The organism is Reinekea sp. G2M2-21, from assembly GCF_015687175.1.
GTDB lineage: Bacteria > Pseudomonadota > Gammaproteobacteria > Pseudomonadales > Natronospirillaceae > Reinekea.
Map to the genome: position 1 here is coordinate 128,484 of NZ_JADPQG010000008.1, position 21,146 is coordinate 149,629.

Below are 21,146 nucleotides of genomic sequence, written 5' to 3' on the forward strand. Positions count from 1 at the left end.
GATGGGCCTGAGGTCTCCGCAATCTGGCAAGACATGCGCTCATATTGTTGTCTGCTACTCTGTAAATTCTAAAGTTTAATGAGATATGGACGATAGCAATAATGAACATGCCCGAGGTGGTTTATGAAACAGTCTCTAATTTGGCGCTTTAATTTATCTGCTATTGCGATTATTACCGTAATTCTGGTGAGTTTTGGCGTGTATGACTATCAAAGTGAATCGGCTGAGCTGAATAAGAGAATGGATGCCGATCTAGCCATATTAAGTGACTCGCTGAATGAAACGATTCCGCCATCGTTGTGGAATTTTGAGTCCGAGCAGGTCAACCTGACTCTTGCCAGCGCGATTAAAAACTCCGCTATCGTCGGTGTGATGGTATTGGATGGAGACAAAGTGCTGTCTGGCTTTGTACGCTCTCCTGATGGCGAAGTGACAGAAGCGAACGATGCATCTGCGTTGAAAGGGCAAGTTCAGGAAACGCAGCTTAGCTACGAGGAAGGCGGCACGGTATATGAAGTTGGTCGTGTCTTGCTGGCGAAAAACGTCGCCGAAATTGAAATGCAGCAGCAGAGGGCGGTGCGTCAGGCCATATTTCAGATTGTCATACTCGATTTACTGGTTGCAATTTCGCTAAGCACATTGGTACAGCGGTTGGTTAAGACTCCGTTGAAGGAAATTTCCGATGCGTTGGAAGATATATCCTCGGGAGATGGTGATCTAACTCAACGACTCCGTATTCAACGAAAAGATGAAATTGGTTTAGTCGCTCGTTTCTTTAACGTGTTCGTCGAAAAGATTCAGCACTCTATGCAATTGGTGGATGATTCCGCCAGGGAAGTGACCAAGGCCGTTGATACGGTGACTCAGAACGCGGAAGAAAACCTTAATGCAGTCAAGCAGGTACACCAAGATACAGATCAGGTAGCTACTGCCATAAACGAGATGAATTCGACTGCGCATGAAGTTGCTAACAACGCACAGCAAGTATCGCAATCTGCGCAGCACGCGAATCAGGAAACGTTAAATGCGCAGGGTATTGTTAACCAGACCAGTGAATCTATCGCTGAGCTGTCCTCGGAAATTATTGAAGGAACCGGAGTAATGTCGTCTTTGAAGGGTGACGTGAACGGTATTGTTGGCGTACTGGAAACCATAAGGGGTATAGCAGAACAAACGAATCTTCTGGCATTAAACGCTGCCATCGAAGCAGCACGGGCTGGAGATCAGGGGCGAGGTTTTGCTGTCGTGGCTGATGAAGTTCGCGCTTTAGCTGCCAGAACCCAAGAGAGCACCGGTGAAATACAAGCGATGATCGAAAAGCTCGAAAAGGGGTCGGAGCAAGCGGTTTCGGTGATGGAGCGCTCTAGCGAAAAAAGCAGTAAGACCGTTGAAAGAGTGCAGCATGCCATTGAATCACTGAATAATATCAGCAACGCAATCTCCAATATTAATGATATGAGTACTCAGATTGCCGCTGCGGTAGAAGAACAGACACATGTCAGCGAAGAGATTAACCGCAATGTTCTGAACATCGTCAACATTATTCAGTCTACGGCTGACTCAGCTAATGAGACAGCTCAGACCAGTTCTATTTTGTCAGATCACGCAGAGTCATTGTCGACATTGGTTGGCCAGTTCCGCTTACGCTAATCCTCTGGGCGCAAAACATACTCGCATAGGGTCTTTGTGGCGCGCTCAAATTCTGTTCCAAATCTGTTGAAGGTTGAAACGTCTTTTTTGGCCAACCGTCTGAATATTGCCCAACTTATCGTGCCGTTTTGTTGGCTCTTTGTAGCCGCCTCATCCCTCGTTATCAAAGACCAGTAAAGATCACACACGTATGGACGTGCCGCAAGCAAGGACCGATATCTGGATCATAACCTGGCTAGAGTGATGCAGATTAGCGTAGTCGTCTCCCCCAAACGGGTGATACCCACCTCACCTTGGGTCTCCTCCGGGTGGGGCATATTCAGCGTTCCGGTTTGACCGCATTCTAGCGTCTCCAAAGTAACCACCAGGAACGTGACGATGAATTACAAACTTTGCTTGCTGTCAGCGGCTGTATTAGCGGCCTGTAACCCCTCTGATCAAACAGGGGATAATAATAACGGTCAGAAAGACCCGCTGAGCATTGCCCTACCGACGGAAACGGTATTACACGAAAACCAAACCTATACATTTGCTCCGGGTAACGCGGACCAGTTTACGACGATCAGCTGGACGCAAACCTCGGGAACCGACTACGGATGGAGTCAGGATGACCATGGAATGGTCTCACTTTCATTACCGGAATTGCCAATCGGCACCGAAGAAACGCTGACCTTTAAAGTGTCTGTGAAAGCCGCCGACGGCCGTACCGCAGAGACGGTCCATTCGGTGACGGTGAAATCCGACGATCACCTTTTATTTGTCAGTGAGCACACCGAAACCGGTGCCGAACGCCTGTATGTGTTGGACGCTGAAATCGGTACTTCAACCGCGTTGACGTTGCCCGGTACGGAAAATACGCGTATCTACAGCTTTGCTGCATCGCCCGATGGTGAAACGGTTGCCCTACGCGCCAATCTGGACGATGACAATAAATCGGAGTTGTATATTGTCGCCATGGACGGCGGAGAACTCAGCAAAATAAACGCGCCGCTGGAAACCGACGGCAGTGATGTGGTGAGCTTTGAGTGGACAAACGACGGCTCGGCGATTGTGTACCGTGCCGACAATCAGGTGGATGGTCAGTACCAACTGTACCGCGTCACCTTGGCAGACCTTGCGCAACAGAAATTGTCCGGTAGTTTGGTGGAAGGTGGCTACGCCGGCATCTACCAGATTGCACCGTCCGACGACGCTGTGCTGTTTACCGCCGATGCCGAGCTCGATGGTGTGCTTGAACTGTATGTGACGGACTTCGCGACGGGCATCCGCACCAAACTGAATCAAACCCTGACCGCCGGTGGCGATGTCTATTCCCCGAGCTGGTCGCCGAACGGTCAGGGCGTGGTGTACCGCGCCGATGCCGCCATCGACGGCGAATACAACCTGTACTACGCCAGTCGAGACGGCAGCGATTTTCGTAAGTTGAATGCAGATCTGGTTGAAAACGGTGATGCCTACAGCAGCTATCAATGGCTGCCAGACAGCAGTGGTGTTTTGTTTAAAGCTGATGACATTGTCGATAACCAATTCAACCTCTACCAGGCTCAGGTGGATGGCAGCAGTTTGGTTCGCATTAATGACGATCTGGTCAGTGGCGGCTCGGTGTTGAGTTGGAAACTTAACGAGTCCGGGACTCATGTTGCTTTCATGGGGGATGTACTGATCGACGGTGTGACAGAAATGTTTGTCGCGCAAATAGACGGCGGTAACCGCACGCGTTTGAACAATGCCTTGGTTGAAAATGGCGACGTTAAAAGTTTCGATTGGGTCACCGATGCCGGGCCGGTGGTGTTTATCGCCGATGGTGACGTTGACGATCGTATGGAGTTATACGCGGCCAATGTGAATGGCACCAATCGTCGGAAAATTTCTGACCCTGTGGGTGAATTTGAAAACGCAGACATGGATGTGGGTGGTTTTATTGTGGCACCCAATGGTGAGTACGTGATTTACCACGCGGACCAATACATTGACGAGAAAGATACTCTTTTTCAAGTCGACATGAGTAACGACACCCTCTACAACACACTCGTTGGTGTGGGGGCTCAGGCGCAATTGGAAGACTACGACATCCGGCCGGACAGTGAGCAGGTCTTTGCCCGGGTGACCATGGTCAATACCGCTACGAATCTGGTGTTGGCATCTCCAGAAGGCGGCGACGCGGTGGTGATTAACCCTTCTGAGAAAAACGCTGAGTTTGTGCACGTCGCCGGTGCGCAATGGTCGCCGGACAATTCCGCCATTGCCTATGTCGCAGACCAAACGGATGACTACAACGAACTGTATCTGGTCAACACGGGCACCAATGCCGCCGTGCGTGTAGACGAACTGGACACCAGTGTTTTCACCGTCAGTCACATTGAATGGGTTGAATAAGGGCACGTTATGCAAGGGGAGGACAAGCTGGCAGGGATGCTCTATGATCGACGACCGAAACCGGCGTTTAATCAAAGGATGATCATGGTGCGTTTCTCCCCTTCTTCATTGTTATCCACCGTGGCGGCCCTGTTTCTGGCCGCTGTTGTCGGTATTGTACTCGCCGTTTCCAACGAGCGGGTTACCGGTCTGGATTGGCAGGTAGATGAAAACACCGTTACCGTGTCTGGCCAGGTGGCCGAAGCCGCTGAACTAAAAAACGCCCACGTTATGACCGTTGCTTCGAGCAATGTATACTTCAACATTACCCCGGACGATCTCATCCCCGAACCCGATGTGCTACCAAAATTCGCCATGGTGCAAGAATTCATGGCACGCCAACAGCGGCTGGCGGATGTTCTTAAGGCGCCTGTTCTAACGCTTATTCTGGCCAACGGCGATGAATTGAACGTGCCGCTGCGCAATCGACACCTCAGCGATTTACCCATCGACTTTTGGTTGCAGATTATTGCAGGTTTTTTAGGGTTGATGATCACCGCCGGTGTGTGGAGTTACAAACCTCAGTTGCTTTCTGCACGAATCTTTTTAATCAGCGGTGTCGGTTTTGCCCTGTTGTGTTCCACACTCGCGTATTACTCCACCCGTGAACTGGCCATCAGCGAACTGGCCTTTCGGATAGCCCACGCCGGGAATCGTTTAGGTATGGTGTTACTGACCTATGGCGGGTCAGCACTGCTCTGGCACTACCCCAGCCAGTTAGGCAAATTTCCATTTGGTCGTGTGACTTTCGTGGTGGCGTTGTTGGCCTGGACGAATGAAACCATGCAGTGGATCGACACGCCGTTTCATTCCTACTTTGATCTGTTTTTTATCTGCACGACGTTGTCGTTTGTAAATGGCATGCTGCAATGGCGCCGCTCAAAAGACCAGCCATTGGAACGAGCTGCGCTGCGTTGGTTGTTGCTCAGTTTTTTAATCAGCTTCAGCTTAATCTGGCTGTTGTATGTGTTGCCCATTGTTTTAACGAGTGCGTTGCAACTCGATCTTGTTGTTGCCTCCTACATTGTGCTGTGTGTATTCCTGGGCATTGCCGTTGGCATCAGTCGCTACCGGATCTTTGATCTGGAACGCTGGTGGTTAGCCGTTTGGTTATGGTTTCTCAGCGGTATGCTGGTGTTTATTGTCGATATTGCGTTAATCACCTTATTGGATATTGGCGTGCTCAGCTCATTGACCTTAACGATTTTGATTGTCGGTTGGCTCTATTTCCCATTGCGCCAGCGTGTATTGCGTCGCTTTATGGGTCGTCAATCTCAACCCTTAAAAGAACTGCTGCCGAACATTCTGTCGTTTATGTTGACCCCTCACACGCGGGAAAAAGCCGAAGAGTTTTGGCAGTCGTTATTGGATCAGGCTATACGGCCCATTCAGCAGGAAATAGACAAACAGCCCTCTGAGCAGTTTGCGATTGAGGACGATGGCATGGTGTTACGCGCACCCAGTATCGATGGTCAATATTCGCTGGAGCTGGCCGGTTGCGACGGAGGCCGCCGTTTGTTCAGTCACAGCGACATCAGCGTGCTGCAACAATGTTACGACCTTATACGCTTCGGAGAGCACCAATATATGTTGCGTGAAGACGCCACGAACCGGGAACGCGAACGCATTATGCGGGACCTTCACGACGACGTTGGCGCAAAGCTGTTAACCTTAATACACCGTGTACCTGACCCATACGCGGACATGGCCCGTTCCGCCCTAACCACATTACGGGAAACTATTTTCAGCTTGGGTAACGACAATGACCGCCCGCTCGATGAATTTATGGCGAGCCTGCGTGAAGAATGTATTGACCGGTGCGAAGCGGCAAATTGTGAACTGCATTGGCAAGTACCTGCCACGGGTAACTGCAAAGTGACCGCGCATGTGCAGATTAACCTAAGCCGTGTGATTCGGGAATGCATGACGAACAGTTTGAAGCACAGTCAACCCAAAAACATTTGGATTACCATGTCGCTTACTGACGCATTTGAAATCGACATGCACCTGGAACACGACGGCCCGGCTGTACCCGTGCAAAACTGGCAGGCGAATAATGGCATGTTAAACATGTTCCGACGCATGAACGAATTGGCAGGCACCATCACCTTTGATGATCGCGAAGGGCAGGGCGTGGATATTAATTTGCGTTTCCCGGTCCCTCTATAAGCGATCGCATGACAAACAGGAGACCCACTTCATGGAACGAATATTAGTGCTAGAAGACCATCAGCCGACCCGCGAATGGCTGGTCGAAGTGGTTAAAATTGCTTTTACGGATAGCGAAGTCGATGAAGCAGCGAATCTTTCACAGGCCTATGATGCGATTGCGAAAAAGTCGTATACGCTGGCGATGATTGACTTGAACTTACCCGACGGCAGCGGCAATGACCTGATCGAGAAAATGGCCGCCGAGCAGCCGGATGCCTACTTGGTGGTCGCGACTATTTACGATGACGACAAACATGTGTACCAAGCTCTGCAAGCGGGCGCACACGGCTACATTCTTAAGGAAGAACGGCAGGATCGTATTCTTTCTGCGCTGTCGAATATCAAGTTGGGCCAACCGCCACTTTCCGCCTCCATTGCCCGGAAAATCTTACGCCATTTCAAAGAGTCGAGTACCTTGAATGCACCCGCAGCGAGCCCCGCGCCGGTTGCCGCAGAAACCGAACGCTTAACCGAGCGTGAAGCAGAGGTGCTCAGCCTGGTTGCCAAAGGGTTTAGCCGGACTGAAGTCGCCAACTACCTAGGCATCAGCGCCAATACCGCCGCCAGCCATGTCAAAGCCATTTACCGGAAGTTGAATGTTTCCAGCCGGGCCGAAGCCGCGATACAGGCGCAGAAAATGGGGTTGAGTTGAAGACTGCCATTCAGGAATGACCGAGTTTAAACCGACGCAGTATTTTCCGTTCTCCATCGGCGCATATTTCGACGAGAGCCACAGTACGCAAGTCGATGTGTTCATAGCTTACGGAACCCATTCGGTGGATGGCGTTTAGCATATCAACACGACTGTTCATCCGGCCAACCGTCAAATGCGGAAAAAACGTATAGGCTGGGTCATACGAGTCAGGAAAGAACTGGGTATATAGCCGGTGGTGTAAATCGATAATGTCATCGTTTCCGCGACTCAGCGTTAAGAACAGCAAGTTATCGTGAGAACCCGTCACGCCTCTTACGGAAACCGTCATGGGGTTTTCTGCCGCGAAGAAGTGGGTTAACCCGCTGTCATTAATATCGTCCACATCTGTCGGAAAAACCAAGGTGAGATGTAGTGGAACCTTCTCGAACAGCGGGTCGTGTTCAGCGCGAATCGCATCGACTTCTATACAATGTTCGGCCAACAGTGCCAGGTAAATTTTCATGTGCTTTCAGGTAAAGACTCTTTGTGTTTTGCCAAGAGGTGATCGACCGTGTCCTGTGTCAGTGTCGCCTTGGACAAGTACTGCTGTCCTTTCGAAGTGCTGACCAGAATTAGCCCCAGCTCCGTATCTATCATCCGGTCTATATCTGTCCATAACAGGGTCGTTTCGTTATTGGTGCTTTTCGCCGTAATACCGTTGTCGTCGATGGTGAGTTCGACGGTCGTGTTGGCTGTATTGCCCCACATCTGTCTGGCCAGCCACCAGGCACGTCGGTACCGGATGTGCAGTAATTCCAATGCGGCCATGGCAATAAACAGGCTGCCAAGTATTTTAGGTTGCTCGGTATAGACAAACAATCCAACGCCGACGACCAGTAACGCGCCCGGGAAAAAAAAGTTCGGCTTGGCGTTTTTGCCATGGGGCAGCGATTGGTCGTAGCATTCCGCCAGATAATCGCGCGATAAGGTAAAGGTTGTTTTAAATGACTGCATGGCTTCTGACCCGTTGGCTGAATGAGCCATTTTTACCACGTTCAGTCCGAAAATTCCTGAGTTTTTAATCCGTCGGTAATGAGCAAACAGAACATAGGTGTCGGTACGATGCCCTTAATGGTGGGAAATCCTGCTAAGAATTTGGATCGCCGGTGATCAGACGCGTTTTGTGGCAAACGAAAGCGTGTGTTGGAGAATTCCGAATATGGGTCCTCCAACACTAAAAGTATCGGCTACTTGGCCATGTCGTATGGCTTAATGTTCTTCAGTTGTTGGAATATCAATAGGCTGATAGAGATGAAAAAGGCAAACATCGCACCGCTGGCTAAAACCGCAATAATCGGCTCATAGTTTACGGGTAACGCGGCTTCTATGGTCCGGTCAATCGCATTTTCTTCCATCAGGAAATGAGGCTTGGCCGTAATGTCCCAAGGCAGAGCAAGCTCTATGGTTGTTTGTTTAAGGTATTGGAAGCCGATAAACGCCATAACGTTGCCAAGCAGTAGGCTGGTAGCAAGAATGATGGCACTTTCTGCGCCGAACTGGAGTCGCAGATCCGCCAGTTTCCATCCGATTTTCCGCAGCGTCGCAATTTCCGTCTCTCGTGTTTTTAGGTTATAAAACACCAATAAGCAAAAGGCAATGATCAACAGTGTACCGACGATTCCAAGGAGTGTTTGGCCCGCATTTGACACTAAAGCAAGCTGGTCATTAACTTCCTCCGTAAAACTCTGTTCACTAAAAACGATCAGCTTTTTGTTGATGTCTTTTACGGCTGTTTCTTTATCAACCATAACGCTCGGGTTCGTTTTTAATAAAACGACATTTCCGACGGTTTGCGATATGTCAGAATAAAGGTTAGTAATTTGTGGTGACGCTGTCGCAAGATCAAAGGCACTCTGAAAAGAAATGTAGATGTCAGACGCAACAATATTGGCGCTTGGGTGTTTCTCCAGAACATCGCGTACGATAAAGGTCATGTGGCCAATGACTATGTTATCGCCAATGGCCAGATTCTGACGTTCGCTTAAAGAGCTGGTGATAATGGCATCATTAAGCCGCAAACTGTCAACGGTGTTCGGCGAGTTGTCTATGATCAGCTTTGCTACATCGCTCTCTGGTTTAATGCCACTGACGGCTTTGAAATAGCTTTCATCGAAGAACCAAAAGAACAGCACGGCTTCGGCGGATTCTGTGAACTCCAGTGCTGACAGTTTTTGATACTCTTCTTCTGAGATCGGCGCATTGGAGTGCGGGAATACTACACCTATCATCTGCTCGGGTATTTCACCGGTTTTTTGCACGATCGTTTGAACACCAATACTCTTCAGCGGCAACGCAGCGATATCTGGAATGGCCCGCAATAGTACGAAGGCGATAAGCAGTACCGCGAAGTAGATGGACAGACTGACAACCAGTGCCGTGGTTTTATATCGCTGGCTCAAAAAGTACGACGTCATGTAACGAATCATCATAATTTTAGCCCTGTGTTAATGACGATGGATTGATCAAGCCCTGCAGTAAAAAGGCTTTGTGTTGATAGCGCAATTCCGACCGCGAAAATAAGTGCGGTACACAGAATGATGGCGACATCGGATATCTGCCATTGCAGTGTGTAGCGGCGAGGCCAGCCGATAAGGCGCAGCGTTTTTATATAGATTCGGTTTTCTTTCTGGTAAAGCCTGATAATCCAATAGATTAACCCCAGAGCAATAGGAACCAGTACGGTAATTGACCAATCGCCAGCGTTAAAAATGAATTGACTGTACGCCGAAAGGTTTTTATACATGCTGTCTTTCGTTATGACCTGAATGGTTGGCAACTGTTCTGAGATCGCCTTTGATATTGCCGGAAGGTTGCTGCTGTCGTTGAGCGTCAAAAATAGCTGATTCACGACGCCAGCGTCCAAGCCCGAAATAGATATGGCGGTGGTGTACGGTAAGAAACCGGTTGCGCTGTTAATGTTACTTTCTTCCTGGAAATCGACGAAATTAATAATGGTTAACGACGTGTTACTGAGTTCGTAACTGTCGCCGATTTTATACCCCATAAGCGTCGCGAAATGGCGTTCCAATATTATTTCCCGGGCGCTATTTGATGAAAATGTCACGTCTGGTTTAACCAGTAGGTTATCGATATTTCGCATGCCGGTATTTGGGTCGGACAAATCAATACCCGCAAAAATCGATGTGCCGCTGGGTCCCAATTTCCAGAGCAGTAGAGCAGATGAAACCTGAGCGACACCATCGACCTGGTTGACGATGTTCGATACGGCCTCCTTCGAAAAGGTTGTTAAGTTGAAAGGTTCAATAAGCCCTGTGGTCATCAAATTTGCCGCTGCTTTTGTTTCGCTGTTAAGCTGCAAAATGATCTCAGAATTCAGTTGCTTTAGCGGTCGTAGTGCCAGAACTTTGGCTTGCTCAGATATCAAAAAGGTTACCAGAGGCAGTGCCAGTATGAGCGCTGAAATAATAGCGACAGGAATGACCTTCTTATACTGGTAAAGCAGGTGCGAAATAACATACCGAGTTAACATTGGGTTACCTCGCAGCGAGTTCATCTAAAAGCAGGGAAAGGTCACTGTAAGACCACGAGCCTTTGAACATTGGCGCGAAGGAATTGTCCGACGGAAAGTTATAGAACTCTACCTCAGTACCTTCCAGAATATGTTTGTAGGACCCGTTGACGACCACCAAAATTGGCATATGTCCGCGAAAGCCATACGAAGCTGCGAGGGCGACGCCATCTTTTTCATCAAAACTGTAGGTTGTGACATCGGCATCAGGAAACTGACGTGTAATCTTTTCGATGTCTCTCATTACGCTGAGCACTGGACCGTGTGGCAGGTAGACAATATCGATTTTTATAGATTCGCCCGCAAACACCGGTACGCTGAACAGTGCAGAAAAGGTTAGTGCTGCGAAGGCTAATATAGAGTGTATTTTGTTTTTCATTGCAGTGATCCATTTGTCAGTTGGTATGTTTTGTCAGTAAGCGTCGCGATGTGTTCGTCATGGGTAATGATAACGAAGGAAGTTTCAATTGAACTGTGCAGAGAACGAAACAGGCTCATGATATCGTCAGCGGTGCTGGCATCGAGATTCCCCGTTGGTTCATCGGCCAAAACAAGCTTGGGTTTATTGACCAGGCTTCTGGCGATAGCGACACGCTGGCGTTCGCCACCGCTTAGTTTGTCTATTCGTTGCTTTGCCTTACTTGCTAAGCCCACTTTTTCAATGAGGTCTGTGACCCGCTGATGCTTGATCGTTTTTGCGATGTCCTTTCGTGGATGGGCAGCAATGTAAATGTTGTCATACACACTCAGAGAAGGCATCAACAGAAAATCCTGAAACACAAATCCGATGTTGTGCAGTCGAAAGCTCGCAAGTGATTCTTCGTTTAGAACACCGAGCTGCTTTTCATCAAATACGATGGATCCAGAATCGGGGGCTTGCAGGCCGGCCATAATCGACAGAAGCGTACTTTTGCCGGATCCGGATCTTCCCATGATACTGATCATTTCATTTTTCTTAATTTCAAAGCTCAGGGAGTTGAGGACTTGTTGCCCCTTAAACTGTTTATTTATGTTCTCGAGTCTTAGCATGAGTTCAGCGCCTCTGATTAGCGTATTGAATATTGTCCAAGCAGTGTAGCGTCATTGCCCTTACGAGTAGCTTTCCTGACTATTAACATTTCGTAATGTTTGTTAACTCAACAATGCTTGGAAGTTCGTTTAGTGTTTAAAAAAAACAGAATACAAGGTGAAAAGGATGCTGAATAAGGAAGAAATACGTCGTTACTCCAGACATTTAAAGCTAGATGATTTTGGTCTGCGCGGTCAGGAATCATTAAAGTCTTCGAAGGTTTTGGTTATTGGTGCAGGCGGGTTAGGGTCACCGTGTCTTTTGTATTTGGCGGCAGCGGGTGTTGGGACGATCGGTATCATAGATGCCGACACCGTTGACGAAAGTAACCTGCAGCGTCAGATCGTTCACAACACTTCCACGGTTGGCAAATTGAAAGTTGAGTCAGCTGCAACGACGCTCTCTAAGCTGAATCCACTCATTACTATTGAAACCTACGCAGAGTTTCTCAGTGCAGACAATGCGCTTGATCTTTTCAGTCAGTATGACTTGATCATCGATGGTTGCGACAGTCTGGCTGTTCGCTACTTGATCAATGACGCCTGTGTAAAGCTTTCCAAACCCTTTGTTTACGGAAGCATATATCGCTTCGACGGCCAGATATCTATTTTGGCTACTGAGAACGGCCCCTGCTATCGCTGCCTTTACCCTGAGCCGCCAGAAAGTATTCCAAGTTGTTCTGAAGCGGGTGTTCTCGGAGTATTGCCCGGAATTATTGGGGTTACACAGGCGACCGAAGCGATTAAGTATCTTGCCGGTATGGGCAAGCCGCTGGTGGGTCAGCTTCTGTTAATGGATGCACTAACGAACGAATACAGCACGCTCAGCATTAAGAAAGACCCTCAATGTCCGGCATGTGGTCACTGGAGTTTACAGCACTTAGGTGATACCCCAGACATCAGTTGTGAGGTTGCAAACCCGGTGAAATCGGATCGAGAGCTCGAACCCGCTCACGTGCCTCGTTATATCCAGGACAACGGTGCAGTGTTAATTGACGTTAGGCATGACTATGAATTCCAGTACTCAAGTTTGCCTGGCGCCAGACACATGTCATTAGCCGAAATTTTAGCGGGTAAGTATGACGAGGAACTCTTGGAACTGTCGAAGGATCCAATTGTACTGTATTGCTTAGGCGGCGTGCGGTCGATGAAGGCGCTCAATCACATCTGTAAGATTTCTGAAGATAAAGGCCCGGTTACGATCCACTCGATGAGCGGTGGTATCAAAAAATGGGCAAAAGAAGTGGAGAGCATTGAATACTTTCAGTAATCCGTAAGACGACACTTATGATTAACAAAAGGAATTAACTTATGAACGCCAAATATGCGCGCCATCTCTCCGTTCTAGGGGAAGAAGGACAAAAAAAGCTGTCCAACGCAACTGTTTATATCTCTAGGGTCGGTGGTGTTGGTGGCACCGCGGCGAACTATCTTGCTCGCAGTGGCGTTGGTCGGCTGTTGCTTGCTCATGGTGGAACTCTTGATGCCGAGTATTTGAATCGGTGGCACCTTGCACACGAGTCTGATGTTGGCCGCCCATGTGTCGATGTATTCAAAGAAGAAATTGCAAGAATCAACAGCTCTGTTGAGGTGGAAGTATTGGGGGAGCACGCTAAGTCAATTGATGACATCAAGGCGTTTGCTAATGAGGCTGATGTCATTATCGATGCGGCGCCAATGTTCGAAGAACGCTATAACAACAACCTGCTTTCTCAAATGTTGAATATACCCATGATATCGGGCTCTATGTACGCTCAAGAGGGCTATGTGATGTCTTTCGTTCCAGGCGAGACGCCGTGCCTTTCATGTTTGTATCCTGAAAAACCCGAGTTTTGGGTGGACCGCCATGTTTTCCCCGCACTGGGAACAGGTCCGGGCATTATCGGCTGCCTGCTGGCGAACGAAGCGATCAGCTACATTGCGAAAGGCGAGTTGCAACTTAAAGGCAAGATGCTTCACTACGATTTGACCGACATGGATTTCAATAAGTTAAAGATAGAAAAAGATCATCAATGCAAAGTGTGTAGTGCTTAATTAAAAAAAGGAAATGAAATGATTACTGTCCATTTACCCTCCAGAATGCGAGAAGAACTTGATTTGAGTTCTAAGTCCGTCCAAGTTGAAGCCTTTCAGTCCGGTTCACTTCAAGAACTGTTCAATTGTCTCGACAAGGACATTCCCGGTGCACTGCCTTTTATGTGCGATGCCGATGGCAGTGTGCGCAAACACATCAAAGTGTTTGTTAGCGATGAACAAGTGACGGATAACTTCAGTAATGTGAACCTGCATGGGCATGAAAATATTCGCGTAATCCAAGCAATGGCAGGTGGCTGATAGTCAACCGACGTTACCTGTGCTTCGACGGTGCGTGGAGAATTGCTTATGGCATTTATCGTGGCATGCATGTTATGACATGAAGAATATAAGCCTGATGCTTTTTGAAGCGCACTTCCTTAAGGACTACTGCAACAATCTTTGGTCTAAATTACCTGATTAACGCCAAAATCATTGTAGATGCAGGCACTATTTCACTGTAGGGATATAGCATGATTGAAATATTGCTTACTACACTCAAAGTAAGTTTAACCGCTAGCTTTATCGCGTTCTTAACAGCCGTTCCTATTATCTTATGGTTGACTAATAAGAAGCATTCATTTGGCAAACGTGTAATTTTGATGTCACTGACCATGGCGAATAGCCTACCGCCAGTGTTCGTGGGCTTGGTTTTGTATCTTCTGTTCAGTTACGCCGGTTTCTTTAAGGAAATGGAGCTGCTTTTTACGCAGTCTGCGATGGTTACTGCTCAGGTTGTGCTGTCCTTTCCAGTCATCGTTATCAGTGCATTTTCATCGATTAGGGTCTACGTCGACGAACGGACTGACTTTTTTAAAGTGCTGCATTTATCGAAGTGGGAACGACTTAAGATAATTATGGTTGAAAATGTCGCCACGTTTCAGGTTGCGTATTTGGTCGGGCTTGGTCGGTGCCTGTCTGAAGTTGGAGCAGTCATGATTGTCGGGGGCAATATTCGTGGAGATACGAGGGTATTAACGTCTAGTATCGTGTTAGAGACTTCTCGCGGAAATATCGATCAAGCTGTTTATCTAGGTCTTACGTTGCTTGCCATTAGCATTGTGTTAAGTATGACTATCCTGCTGTTTCAGAAGAAATGAATATGAAAAACGCCATTTTTACCGCCCAGACATTGTCGTTGATAGGTGACGGAGGTTACCAGATTTTAACGGACCTAACGTGTGACCTGGAAGAGGGTGGTACGGTTATCTTAGGTCATAACGGTGCCGGAAAGACATCCTTTTTAAAAGTGTTAGCCGGTCTGGTCAACCCTTCGTCCGGGTCTGTTGTGCTCGGAAAAGAGTTCTCCAGTCAAGATATCGCTTTTGTCTTTCAGAAGCCGATTCTGTTGAACAGAACCGTTCAGCAAAATATCGACTTTATAGTCCGTGTTCGTCGTAACAAAGGCCAAGGTTTTCTTGCAGACGAATTATTGGAACGTTTGGGTCTTAGTCAAAAGAAACAACATCCCGCTGCCAGGTTATCGGGCGGGGAGCGCCAAAAGCTAGCGTTGATTATGGCACTGATGTTGAACCCGAAGATTTTAGTACTTGACGAGCCGACTGCGAATATTGATTTAAAAACGGAAAGTGAGATTGAGTCACTCCTTTTTGATCTTAAAGAAGAGAAAGGCGTCAATATAGTACTAACAACTCACATCATTTCTCAGGCAAAGAGACTAGCCGATAGTGTTGTTTATATGCATGAAGGAATGGTGTCAGAGGTCACGGAAGGGTCTGAATTCTTTAAAATGCCCGTGTCCGACCCGGCCAGAAAATACATCAACAGTTTTCTAGGATAAATGAAATGAATCATCGACTCATTATATTGTTTTTATTCACAGTTTTGATCGCAGGCACCGGGTTTGGCAAAGACCATAAGTTGAAGCTTGGTATGACAACCTCCATGGATAATGCAGGCATTACCAAACTGATTGAAGACAGCTATGACAGTCTCTTCTCTAACACAGATTTGAAAATAGTGGTTTCCGGTACCGGTAAAGTATTGTCTTATCTGGACACGAAGGATTTGCACTTGGCTATTGTTCATAACAAAGAGCGCGAGTTGTTGTTCCTGGAAGAGCATCCTGGGGAGCGTATCGAGATTTTTTCCAATGACTTCGTCATTGTTGGACCTAAAGATGACCCCGCTAACGTAGCGCAAGCGAGCTCCGTTGCGGAGGCGATCAAGTTAATTCTCGACGCAGAGCAAATTTTTATCAGTCGAGGGGACGATTCGGGGACACATATTGCAGAAAGGAATACCTGGGCTGGGCACGGTGTTGATTACTCGAAGTCGGAGTACTATTTAGAGACGGGTGCAGGCAGTGGGCAGTCTCTCAATACCGCTGCGGCCATGGGAGCCTATATGTTTGTTGACTCTTCTACATTCTATCTGTTCCAGAACAAGCGAGATCTGGTGGTTCTAAAGGAGCACGATACTCCAAATATCTACAGTTTGATTATACCAACCAGTGATCTCGATGAAGAGACTCTTTTGCAAGTGATCGAGTTTAAAGACTGGATATTGTCAGCGCCGACGCGAGAGATGTTCCATAGCTTGGACGACTCTTTGATTCGTTACATCGCTGCCAATGAGTAACGCTGAAATATATATCGCATTGGTTGCCTATGCTTCATTCATTGTCACCAGCTTGACCGGGGCATTGGGTGGAATGATGTTGCTGGCAACCATGGCACTCTACTTTCCCTTGTCGATAATGATTCCATTGCACGCTGTCATTCATCTTTCTGGTGATCTTGGCCGTATAGTGCCTGCTATTCGTCATGTCGCGTTAAGACCAACCATGATGTTTTGCTTCTGGGCATTGCTCGGTGTTGGTATCGGGTTCTTCTTTTATCTGAGTATCAATAAAACCATGTTGCTGGTATTTGTCAGTATATACATTTTGCTGATTACTTGGTTAAGCAATCGTGTCATTGCGAAGCTTGCTCAGGTTGGGTACGGATGGTTAGGGCTCTTTATGGGCTACCTGTCTATTACAGTTGGTGCACCGGGTCCCCTGCATTTGGCGAGACTGCAAGCTGAGTTTAAAGACGCTTTGACCATTGTCACCACGGCTGCCGCATTTACGGCGTTCATAAACATTGTGAAACTTGGGTTGTTTGCATCGGTTGGTTTTGACTTTTCGCAGTACAGCGGGGTACTGATTGTCGGGAGCATCAGTGCGATATTGGGCTCGATGACAGGGGTTATTATTCGCACAAAGTTTACTCATGCATTTAAAAGTAAGATGCTTATCAAAGTGTCCATTACCATTGCTGTCGCTTTGATTCAGCTCAAGCTAATTGTGCAGTAGGTCTTTTTACCTGGGATGGAAACGCGAGTTTAATCGAAAGCCCATTCTCGGAAGAGGCCTGTATTCGCCCATTGTGCAGAGTTGTAATGACCTTAACGAGACTGAGCCCTAAACCAAAGCCAGGTTTTGATCTTGAGTGGTCGGTACGATGGAAACGATTGAACAACAGGGGTAATTCATTTTCATCGACTCCTGGCCCTGAATCGCTGATTTCAATCTGACAGAGCCGTTTATTCACGCTACAGGTCAAGTTAATCGCTCCCTGTAACGGTGTGTACTTAATTGCATTGTCGAGTAAGTTCGACAGCGCTTGGAATAAGAGATCGGCTTCGCCAACTATATTTGCATCTTCGCCTTGATAATTCAGAGAAATGTTCTTTTCCTGCGCCAAGGGTTCATAGAAGTCTATCAGGTCCGACATCAGCGTATGTAAATTGATCGTCTTAGCGTTCGTGAGAGTTGCGCTTTCCATTTGGGCAAGCTTCAATAATTGGTCCGACATGCTCAATACTCTGTCCAAATCATTGAGACTACTGGCAATTTCCGGTGCGCTATCTGATTTGTTCAGATGTTCGAGCCGAGCGCGAATTCGGGCCAGTGGAATTCTAAGCTCATGAGCAATGTTATCCGAGACCTGGCGGGTACTGTTCACCAAAGTACAGATTCGATCAAGCATGTTGTTTATGGTGTTCGCCAAGCGGTCATATTCATCATTCATTTTGGTTACTGGAACACGTCGATCCATGTTACCCGCGATTATCTTTTCAAAGGTTTCGTTATACTGTGTGATCCGCTTCACGCTCAATCGCGCTAGGAATAAACTGATGATCATGGCAATGGTAAAGGTTGCAACAAGACCTGCGGTCAGCACTTTCAGTAACTGAATTTCTAGTGTGCCGATGTAGTCGATACGTTTGGAGAACTCGACAACCGTGCCGTCAGGCAACAGTATGTTTTCAGTGATCAACTTTGCACCATTTTTTTCCTCCATAATATGCAAGTGGTCTCGAATATGTTGCGGAGGCTTGTTCAAGCTCAACAACGCGTTCATGTTCTTGTCTTGTTGGCTTAGTGAGCTTAGATGAACATGTCCCGAGTCGGCTGGATGCACAACATATAGTTCAGGCTGTTGAGCCATTTGTTCAATAATTTCTTCTATCGGGGTATTGGGTTGTTGTGTCAGTAATGCTCTAAATTCTGTTGTTTGTATGGCGAGGTCGGTTTCAAGATCGGCCCATATCTTTTGAATGATCAGCCAATACATGAGACCTAAAACAATGGCAGTCCCTGCCCAAATAGTTAGATAGGACAGAGCCAAAAACCGCGTATTTGGACTTCTCAATATTTCTTTAATCTGACTCAAATACATACCCACTGCCCCGAATGGTTGTTACCAGGCTCTTTTTTCGTCCAACATCTATTTTACTTCTCAGCCGACTGATATGGACATCGATAACGTTCGTCTGAGGTTCAAATGAGTACTCCCAAACATTTTCCAGCAGCATAGTCCGGGAGATTAGCTGGCCCGCATTGCGCATCAGATACTCAAGAAGGGTAAATTCCCTGTGTTGTAAATGCAGGGGCTGAGTGCCTAGCCATGCTCTGCGTTTTTTCAGGTCCAATCGTAAATCACCAGCGGTCAGGTGAAACTCATCTTTTCGTTCGCCCTCACCTTTTCGGCGAATCAGTGCCTCTACCCGTGCTTTCAGCTCTTCAAATGCAAAGGGTTTCGCCAGGTAATCATCTGCGCCCTCTGCCAAACCCTCTACTTTTTGTTCGAGCGAGGTTTGTGCACTGAGAATTAGAACCAACGTGTTATTGTTAGAAGCCCTTATGGTTTTGAGAATGGTCAATCCATCGACATTGGGTAACATTCGATCAAGAATTATGACGTCATAGGTTTCAGTGACTGCCAAGAATAGTCCGTCTTTTCCGTTTAACGAAATGTCGACGATGTATCCATATTCTTTGAGGCTTTTCGCGATGTAGTCTGCAAGTACTTCATCGTCCTCGATGATTAGAACTTTCATATGTATTTGCTGCCAATTAATGCTGAGTTAGGTCCTACTAACACGAAACTACCTCGACTGACTCTTTCAACACACTTTTAATTTGAATTCATCAAGTTCGTGTCTTCTGAAAGTCCGTCGATTCAATATCAGATCGGAATACGTTATATCAGTGCTCGGTCGAATTCTACAGGCAATTATAAGCATATGCCTAAATTGGCTATCCAGGTTGCGACAGGAAATGGTGTGACAACGTTGGTGCATGCCTTGAGTTTACTGCTGATCAAAGGCCATTGAGCCAGAAGTTGATCTATCGGCATGGCGACAATGACAGGTAAATATGTTTCCTTTTCTGCGTTGCTCTAACGTTTCATAACCATTCATTTCAGTGAGTGTTTCTTTACTTATAGTTGGAGTTGAAAAATATATTTTCTCTTTTGACTGAAATTCTGTGAACTAAATCTAAATGTTTAAAAGTGATATTGAGGTCGTCTGTTGCATAATGCATTGAGATAAAAAATTGGTATAAGTAACGTAAGACTTCAGTTCGCTGAGTTGGTTTTTACAAACGCTATTGGTTTGAAACCTAAAAAAGCTGGTCTTGGAACCCTCTGTCGCTGTACCAAGGTGACGGACGATTCAATGTGACAGTGCAGCGGTAAGTGACCCTGGTGAACTCGATTCAATGATTTCACGAATGAAAAATTCCGCCGCAGATAGAAAGGTACATCGCAGTTGTAAACGCGTTGAATCAGGAAAGCATAGACAGAGTGAGATAAAAACATATTTGAGGTTTTATGGTGGTGCGAATTACTCATCAGTGAAGAACTGATGAGCCTGTGCTCGAATCGGGTGGTCTTTCCTCATGCGTGATAAATAAAACGCCGGAACTTTTGACCAGACGCGATAACCGGCGAACATCACTTGTGTTCGTTCATCGTCTGGACCAATGCCGGTCTTACTCTCATAAGACATGATGTCGACAAGGCACCCATAGAGGCGAAACGTAAATTGCCTTGGATTTGTCCCGGAAATGGGTGATGGGTTGCAATGCTCAAATAACGCCAAGGCTTGGTCTATTTTGCCCCATTCGACGGTGACATCGAAATCATCCATGTTGAACGCGAACCCGTGTACATAGAGTGACGATGAGGCATCTGCGTGGTAGCGAATTTCGGCTTTTTCAAGCGTCTGGCACACTTCCAGGATGATGGGTGACCATTGGTCAGGCCTTGTTAACATGTCAACCACGTTGAGGTTGACCGAACACTTCCAGCCAATGCAGTTTCATGTTCACAACTTCCCAATCGCCTTCCTTCGCGTATTCCAGTGTATCTTTACCGAAATGCAGTGAGGAATCGGGACTGTATGCGTACTCTCGTTCATTGTCGGTGTGATGAATTAAGCAGGCGAGCGAGCGAGGTGCTTGGCGTGTATAGCGTAGCATTTCAATGTCGCCACTGCTGTTGCCAAAGGCTGCGATGGGTTGTTTACCAATAAGCCGGGCAATGGAGCGCACTTTCGCGGCGCCGTTGTCGAAGTAGAAGGGTATGGGCATATACTCCAGGTGCAGTCGTTTGTTTTTTTCTACCAGTTTTGTTCGCAGGCTGCTGCCAATGACATTGGGTTTGTCTATTTGGTAAATAGGTCCACTCCAAGGGCGTATAAAATCCGTACTGCCGCCGGATACAATAAAGCACTGAAATTGGTGTTGTTGAAAAAGACGTAACACCTGTTGCATGGGCGAATAGGTAAGTGATGTATACGGCTGTTTGAATCGCGGGTGCAGTGCTTGGCTTATCCATTCTTTCACAGCCTGCTCGTATTCGTGAATCGTCACGCCATCCAATAAGTCTTCGGCGAGGTCTTTCGCTTCACTGAGCAGCGTTTGCGCAGCGTCTTCACAGACATCTTTTAACTTCTCGAAAAAGGAAAGTCGCTCACCATCGGTTTTGCCCCGCTTAAACTGCAGTTGTTCCTTGATAAACGTCAGTTCCGCCAATAGAGGCTTTTCAACCCACAGTGTGCCGTCGTTATCAAACACGGCAATGCGGTCAGCAGCGGGCACGAAGTCCGCATGGTGTTCATTGGTAACATCGGCCACGAAGTTTAAAATGGCTTCCTTCACGAAGCTGGTGGTCCACAGGGACAGGGGGTCAAGCGGTGTGTTCATTAAAT

At 47.3% G+C, this 21,146-nt stretch carries 21 protein-coding genes; 11 read left to right on the forward strand and 10 right to left on the reverse strand.

The features are described from left to right. The first annotated feature begins 123 nt into the window (after window positions 1-123). The 4 genes from IYN85_RS22045 to IYN85_RS22060 all read left to right on the forward strand — a co-directional run bounded on the left by IYN85_RS22045 (window position 124) and on the right by IYN85_RS22060 (window position 6,928). Window positions 124-1,650 carry a methyl-accepting chemotaxis protein gene (locus tag IYN85_RS22045; protein ID WP_196161122.1) on the forward strand — a complete coding sequence of 509 codons (1,527 nt, stop codon included), beginning with the start codon at window positions 124-126 and terminating at the stop codon, window positions 1,648-1,650. A gap of 378 nt (window positions 1,651-2,028) precedes the next feature. Beyond that, complete coding sequence (locus tag IYN85_RS22050; RefSeq protein ID WP_196161123.1) at window positions 2,029-4,026, forward strand: PD40 domain-containing protein; 1,998 nt, start codon at window positions 2,029-2,031, stop codon at window positions 4,024-4,026. Window positions 4,027-5,850: 1,824 nt separating this feature from the next. After that, entirely contained in the window at window positions 5,851-6,234 is a 384-nt protein-coding gene (locus tag IYN85_RS26520) for a sensor histidine kinase (RefSeq protein ID WP_370592238.1), read from the forward strand. A gap of 31 nt (window positions 6,235-6,265) precedes the next feature. After that, window positions 6,266-6,928, forward strand: a complete 663-nt coding sequence (locus tag IYN85_RS22060) for a response regulator transcription factor (RefSeq protein ID WP_196161125.1) — start codon at window positions 6,266-6,268, stop codon at window positions 6,926-6,928. 10 nt (window positions 6,929-6,938) lie between these two features. On the opposite strand, the gene IYN85_RS22065 is transcribed toward IYN85_RS22060, so the two are convergent. From IYN85_RS22065 to IYN85_RS22090, 6 genes are all read right to left on the reverse strand, one after another. Further along, window positions 6,939-7,433, reverse strand: a complete 495-nt coding sequence (locus IYN85_RS22065) for a 2'-5' RNA ligase family protein (RefSeq protein WP_196161126.1) — start codon at window positions 7,431-7,433, stop codon at window positions 6,939-6,941. Next, the gene (locus IYN85_RS22070) at window positions 7,430-7,954 is read right to left on the reverse strand and encodes a YcxB family protein (protein ID WP_230390907.1); all 525 of its coding nucleotides are present in this window, start codon (window positions 7,952-7,954) and stop codon (window positions 7,430-7,432) included. Before IYN85_RS22070 ends, IYN85_RS22065 begins: the two co-directional genes overlap by 4 nt. Before the next feature lie 203 nt (window positions 7,955-8,157). Next, window positions 8,158-9,399 (reverse strand): FtsX-like permease family protein, encoded by a 1,242-nt coding sequence (locus IYN85_RS22075; protein ID WP_196161127.1) that lies wholly within the window; start codon window positions 9,397-9,399, stop codon window positions 8,158-8,160. After that, window positions 9,396-10,460, reverse strand: coding sequence for a hypothetical protein (locus IYN85_RS22080; protein ID WP_196161128.1), 1,065 nt, complete (start codon window positions 10,458-10,460; stop codon window positions 9,396-9,398). The genes IYN85_RS22075 and IYN85_RS22080 overlap by 4 nt, the downstream gene beginning before the upstream one ends. A gap of 4 nt (window positions 10,461-10,464) precedes the next feature. Continuing rightward, window positions 10,465-10,878, reverse strand: a complete 414-nt coding sequence (locus tag IYN85_RS22085; RefSeq protein ID WP_196161129.1) for a hypothetical protein — start codon at window positions 10,876-10,878, stop codon at window positions 10,465-10,467. Next, window positions 10,875-11,528, reverse strand: a complete 654-nt coding sequence (locus tag IYN85_RS22090) for an ABC transporter ATP-binding protein (protein WP_196161130.1) — start codon at window positions 11,526-11,528, stop codon at window positions 10,875-10,877. The genes IYN85_RS22085 and IYN85_RS22090 overlap by 4 nt, the downstream gene beginning before the upstream one ends. Before the next feature lie 166 nt (window positions 11,529-11,694). On the opposite strand from IYN85_RS22090, the gene moeB reads away from it, so the two are divergent. The 7 genes from moeB (at window position 11,695) to IYN85_RS22125 (ending at window position 16,959) form a co-directional block, all read left to right on the forward strand. After that, window positions 11,695-12,837 (forward strand): molybdopterin-synthase adenylyltransferase MoeB, encoded by a 1,143-nt coding sequence (moeB, locus tag IYN85_RS22095; RefSeq protein WP_196161131.1) that lies wholly within the window; start codon window positions 11,695-11,697, stop codon window positions 12,835-12,837. 41 nt (window positions 12,838-12,878) lie between these two features. Beyond that, window positions 12,879-13,601 carry a HesA/MoeB/ThiF family protein gene (locus tag IYN85_RS22100; protein ID WP_196161132.1) on the forward strand — a complete coding sequence of 241 codons (723 nt, stop codon included), beginning with the start codon at window positions 12,879-12,881 and terminating at the stop codon, window positions 13,599-13,601. Window positions 13,602-13,619: 18 nt separating this feature from the next. Continuing rightward, window positions 13,620-13,901 carry a MoaD/ThiS family protein gene (locus IYN85_RS22105; RefSeq protein ID WP_196161133.1) on the forward strand — a complete coding sequence of 94 codons (282 nt, stop codon included), beginning with the start codon at window positions 13,620-13,622 and terminating at the stop codon, window positions 13,899-13,901. Window positions 13,902-14,113: 212 nt separating this feature from the next. Then, window positions 14,114-14,740 carry an ABC transporter permease gene (locus tag IYN85_RS22110; protein ID WP_196161134.1) on the forward strand — a complete coding sequence of 209 codons (627 nt, stop codon included), beginning with the start codon at window positions 14,114-14,116 and terminating at the stop codon, window positions 14,738-14,740. 2 nt (window positions 14,741-14,742) lie between these two features. Continuing rightward, window positions 14,743-15,441, forward strand: a complete 699-nt coding sequence (locus IYN85_RS22115) for an ATP-binding cassette domain-containing protein (RefSeq protein WP_196161135.1) — start codon at window positions 14,743-14,745, stop codon at window positions 15,439-15,441. 5 nt (window positions 15,442-15,446) lie between these two features. Then, window positions 15,447-16,241: a substrate-binding domain-containing protein gene (locus IYN85_RS22120; protein WP_196161136.1), complete on the forward strand. Its 795-nt coding sequence runs from the start codon at window positions 15,447-15,449 to the stop codon at window positions 16,239-16,241. After that, entirely contained in the window at window positions 16,234-16,959 is a 726-nt protein-coding gene (locus IYN85_RS22125; protein ID WP_196161137.1) for a TSUP family transporter, read from the forward strand. The genes IYN85_RS22120 and IYN85_RS22125 overlap by 8 nt, the downstream gene beginning before the upstream one ends. Here the strand turns inward: IYN85_RS22125 and IYN85_RS22130 are convergent. The 4 genes from IYN85_RS22130 to IYN85_RS22145 form a co-directional block, all read right to left on the reverse strand. Continuing rightward, window positions 16,940-18,322 (reverse strand): HAMP domain-containing sensor histidine kinase, encoded by a 1,383-nt coding sequence (locus tag IYN85_RS22130; RefSeq protein ID WP_196161138.1) that lies wholly within the window; start codon window positions 18,320-18,322, stop codon window positions 16,940-16,942. The genes IYN85_RS22125 and IYN85_RS22130 overlap by 20 nt on opposite strands. Next, window positions 18,309-18,989, reverse strand: coding sequence for a response regulator transcription factor (locus IYN85_RS22135; protein ID WP_196161139.1), 681 nt, complete (start codon window positions 18,987-18,989; stop codon window positions 18,309-18,311). Before IYN85_RS22135 ends, IYN85_RS22130 begins: the two co-directional genes overlap by 14 nt. A gap of 789 nt (window positions 18,990-19,778) precedes the next feature. Then, window positions 19,779-20,210 (reverse strand): hypothetical protein, encoded by a 432-nt coding sequence (locus tag IYN85_RS22140; protein WP_196161140.1) that lies wholly within the window; start codon window positions 20,208-20,210, stop codon window positions 19,779-19,781. Between the two features lies 1 nt (window position 20,211). Continuing rightward, window positions 20,212-21,141, reverse strand: coding sequence for an HAD family phosphatase (locus IYN85_RS22145; protein WP_196161141.1), 930 nt, complete (start codon window positions 21,139-21,141; stop codon window positions 20,212-20,214). Window positions 21,142-21,146 lie beyond the last annotated feature (5 nt).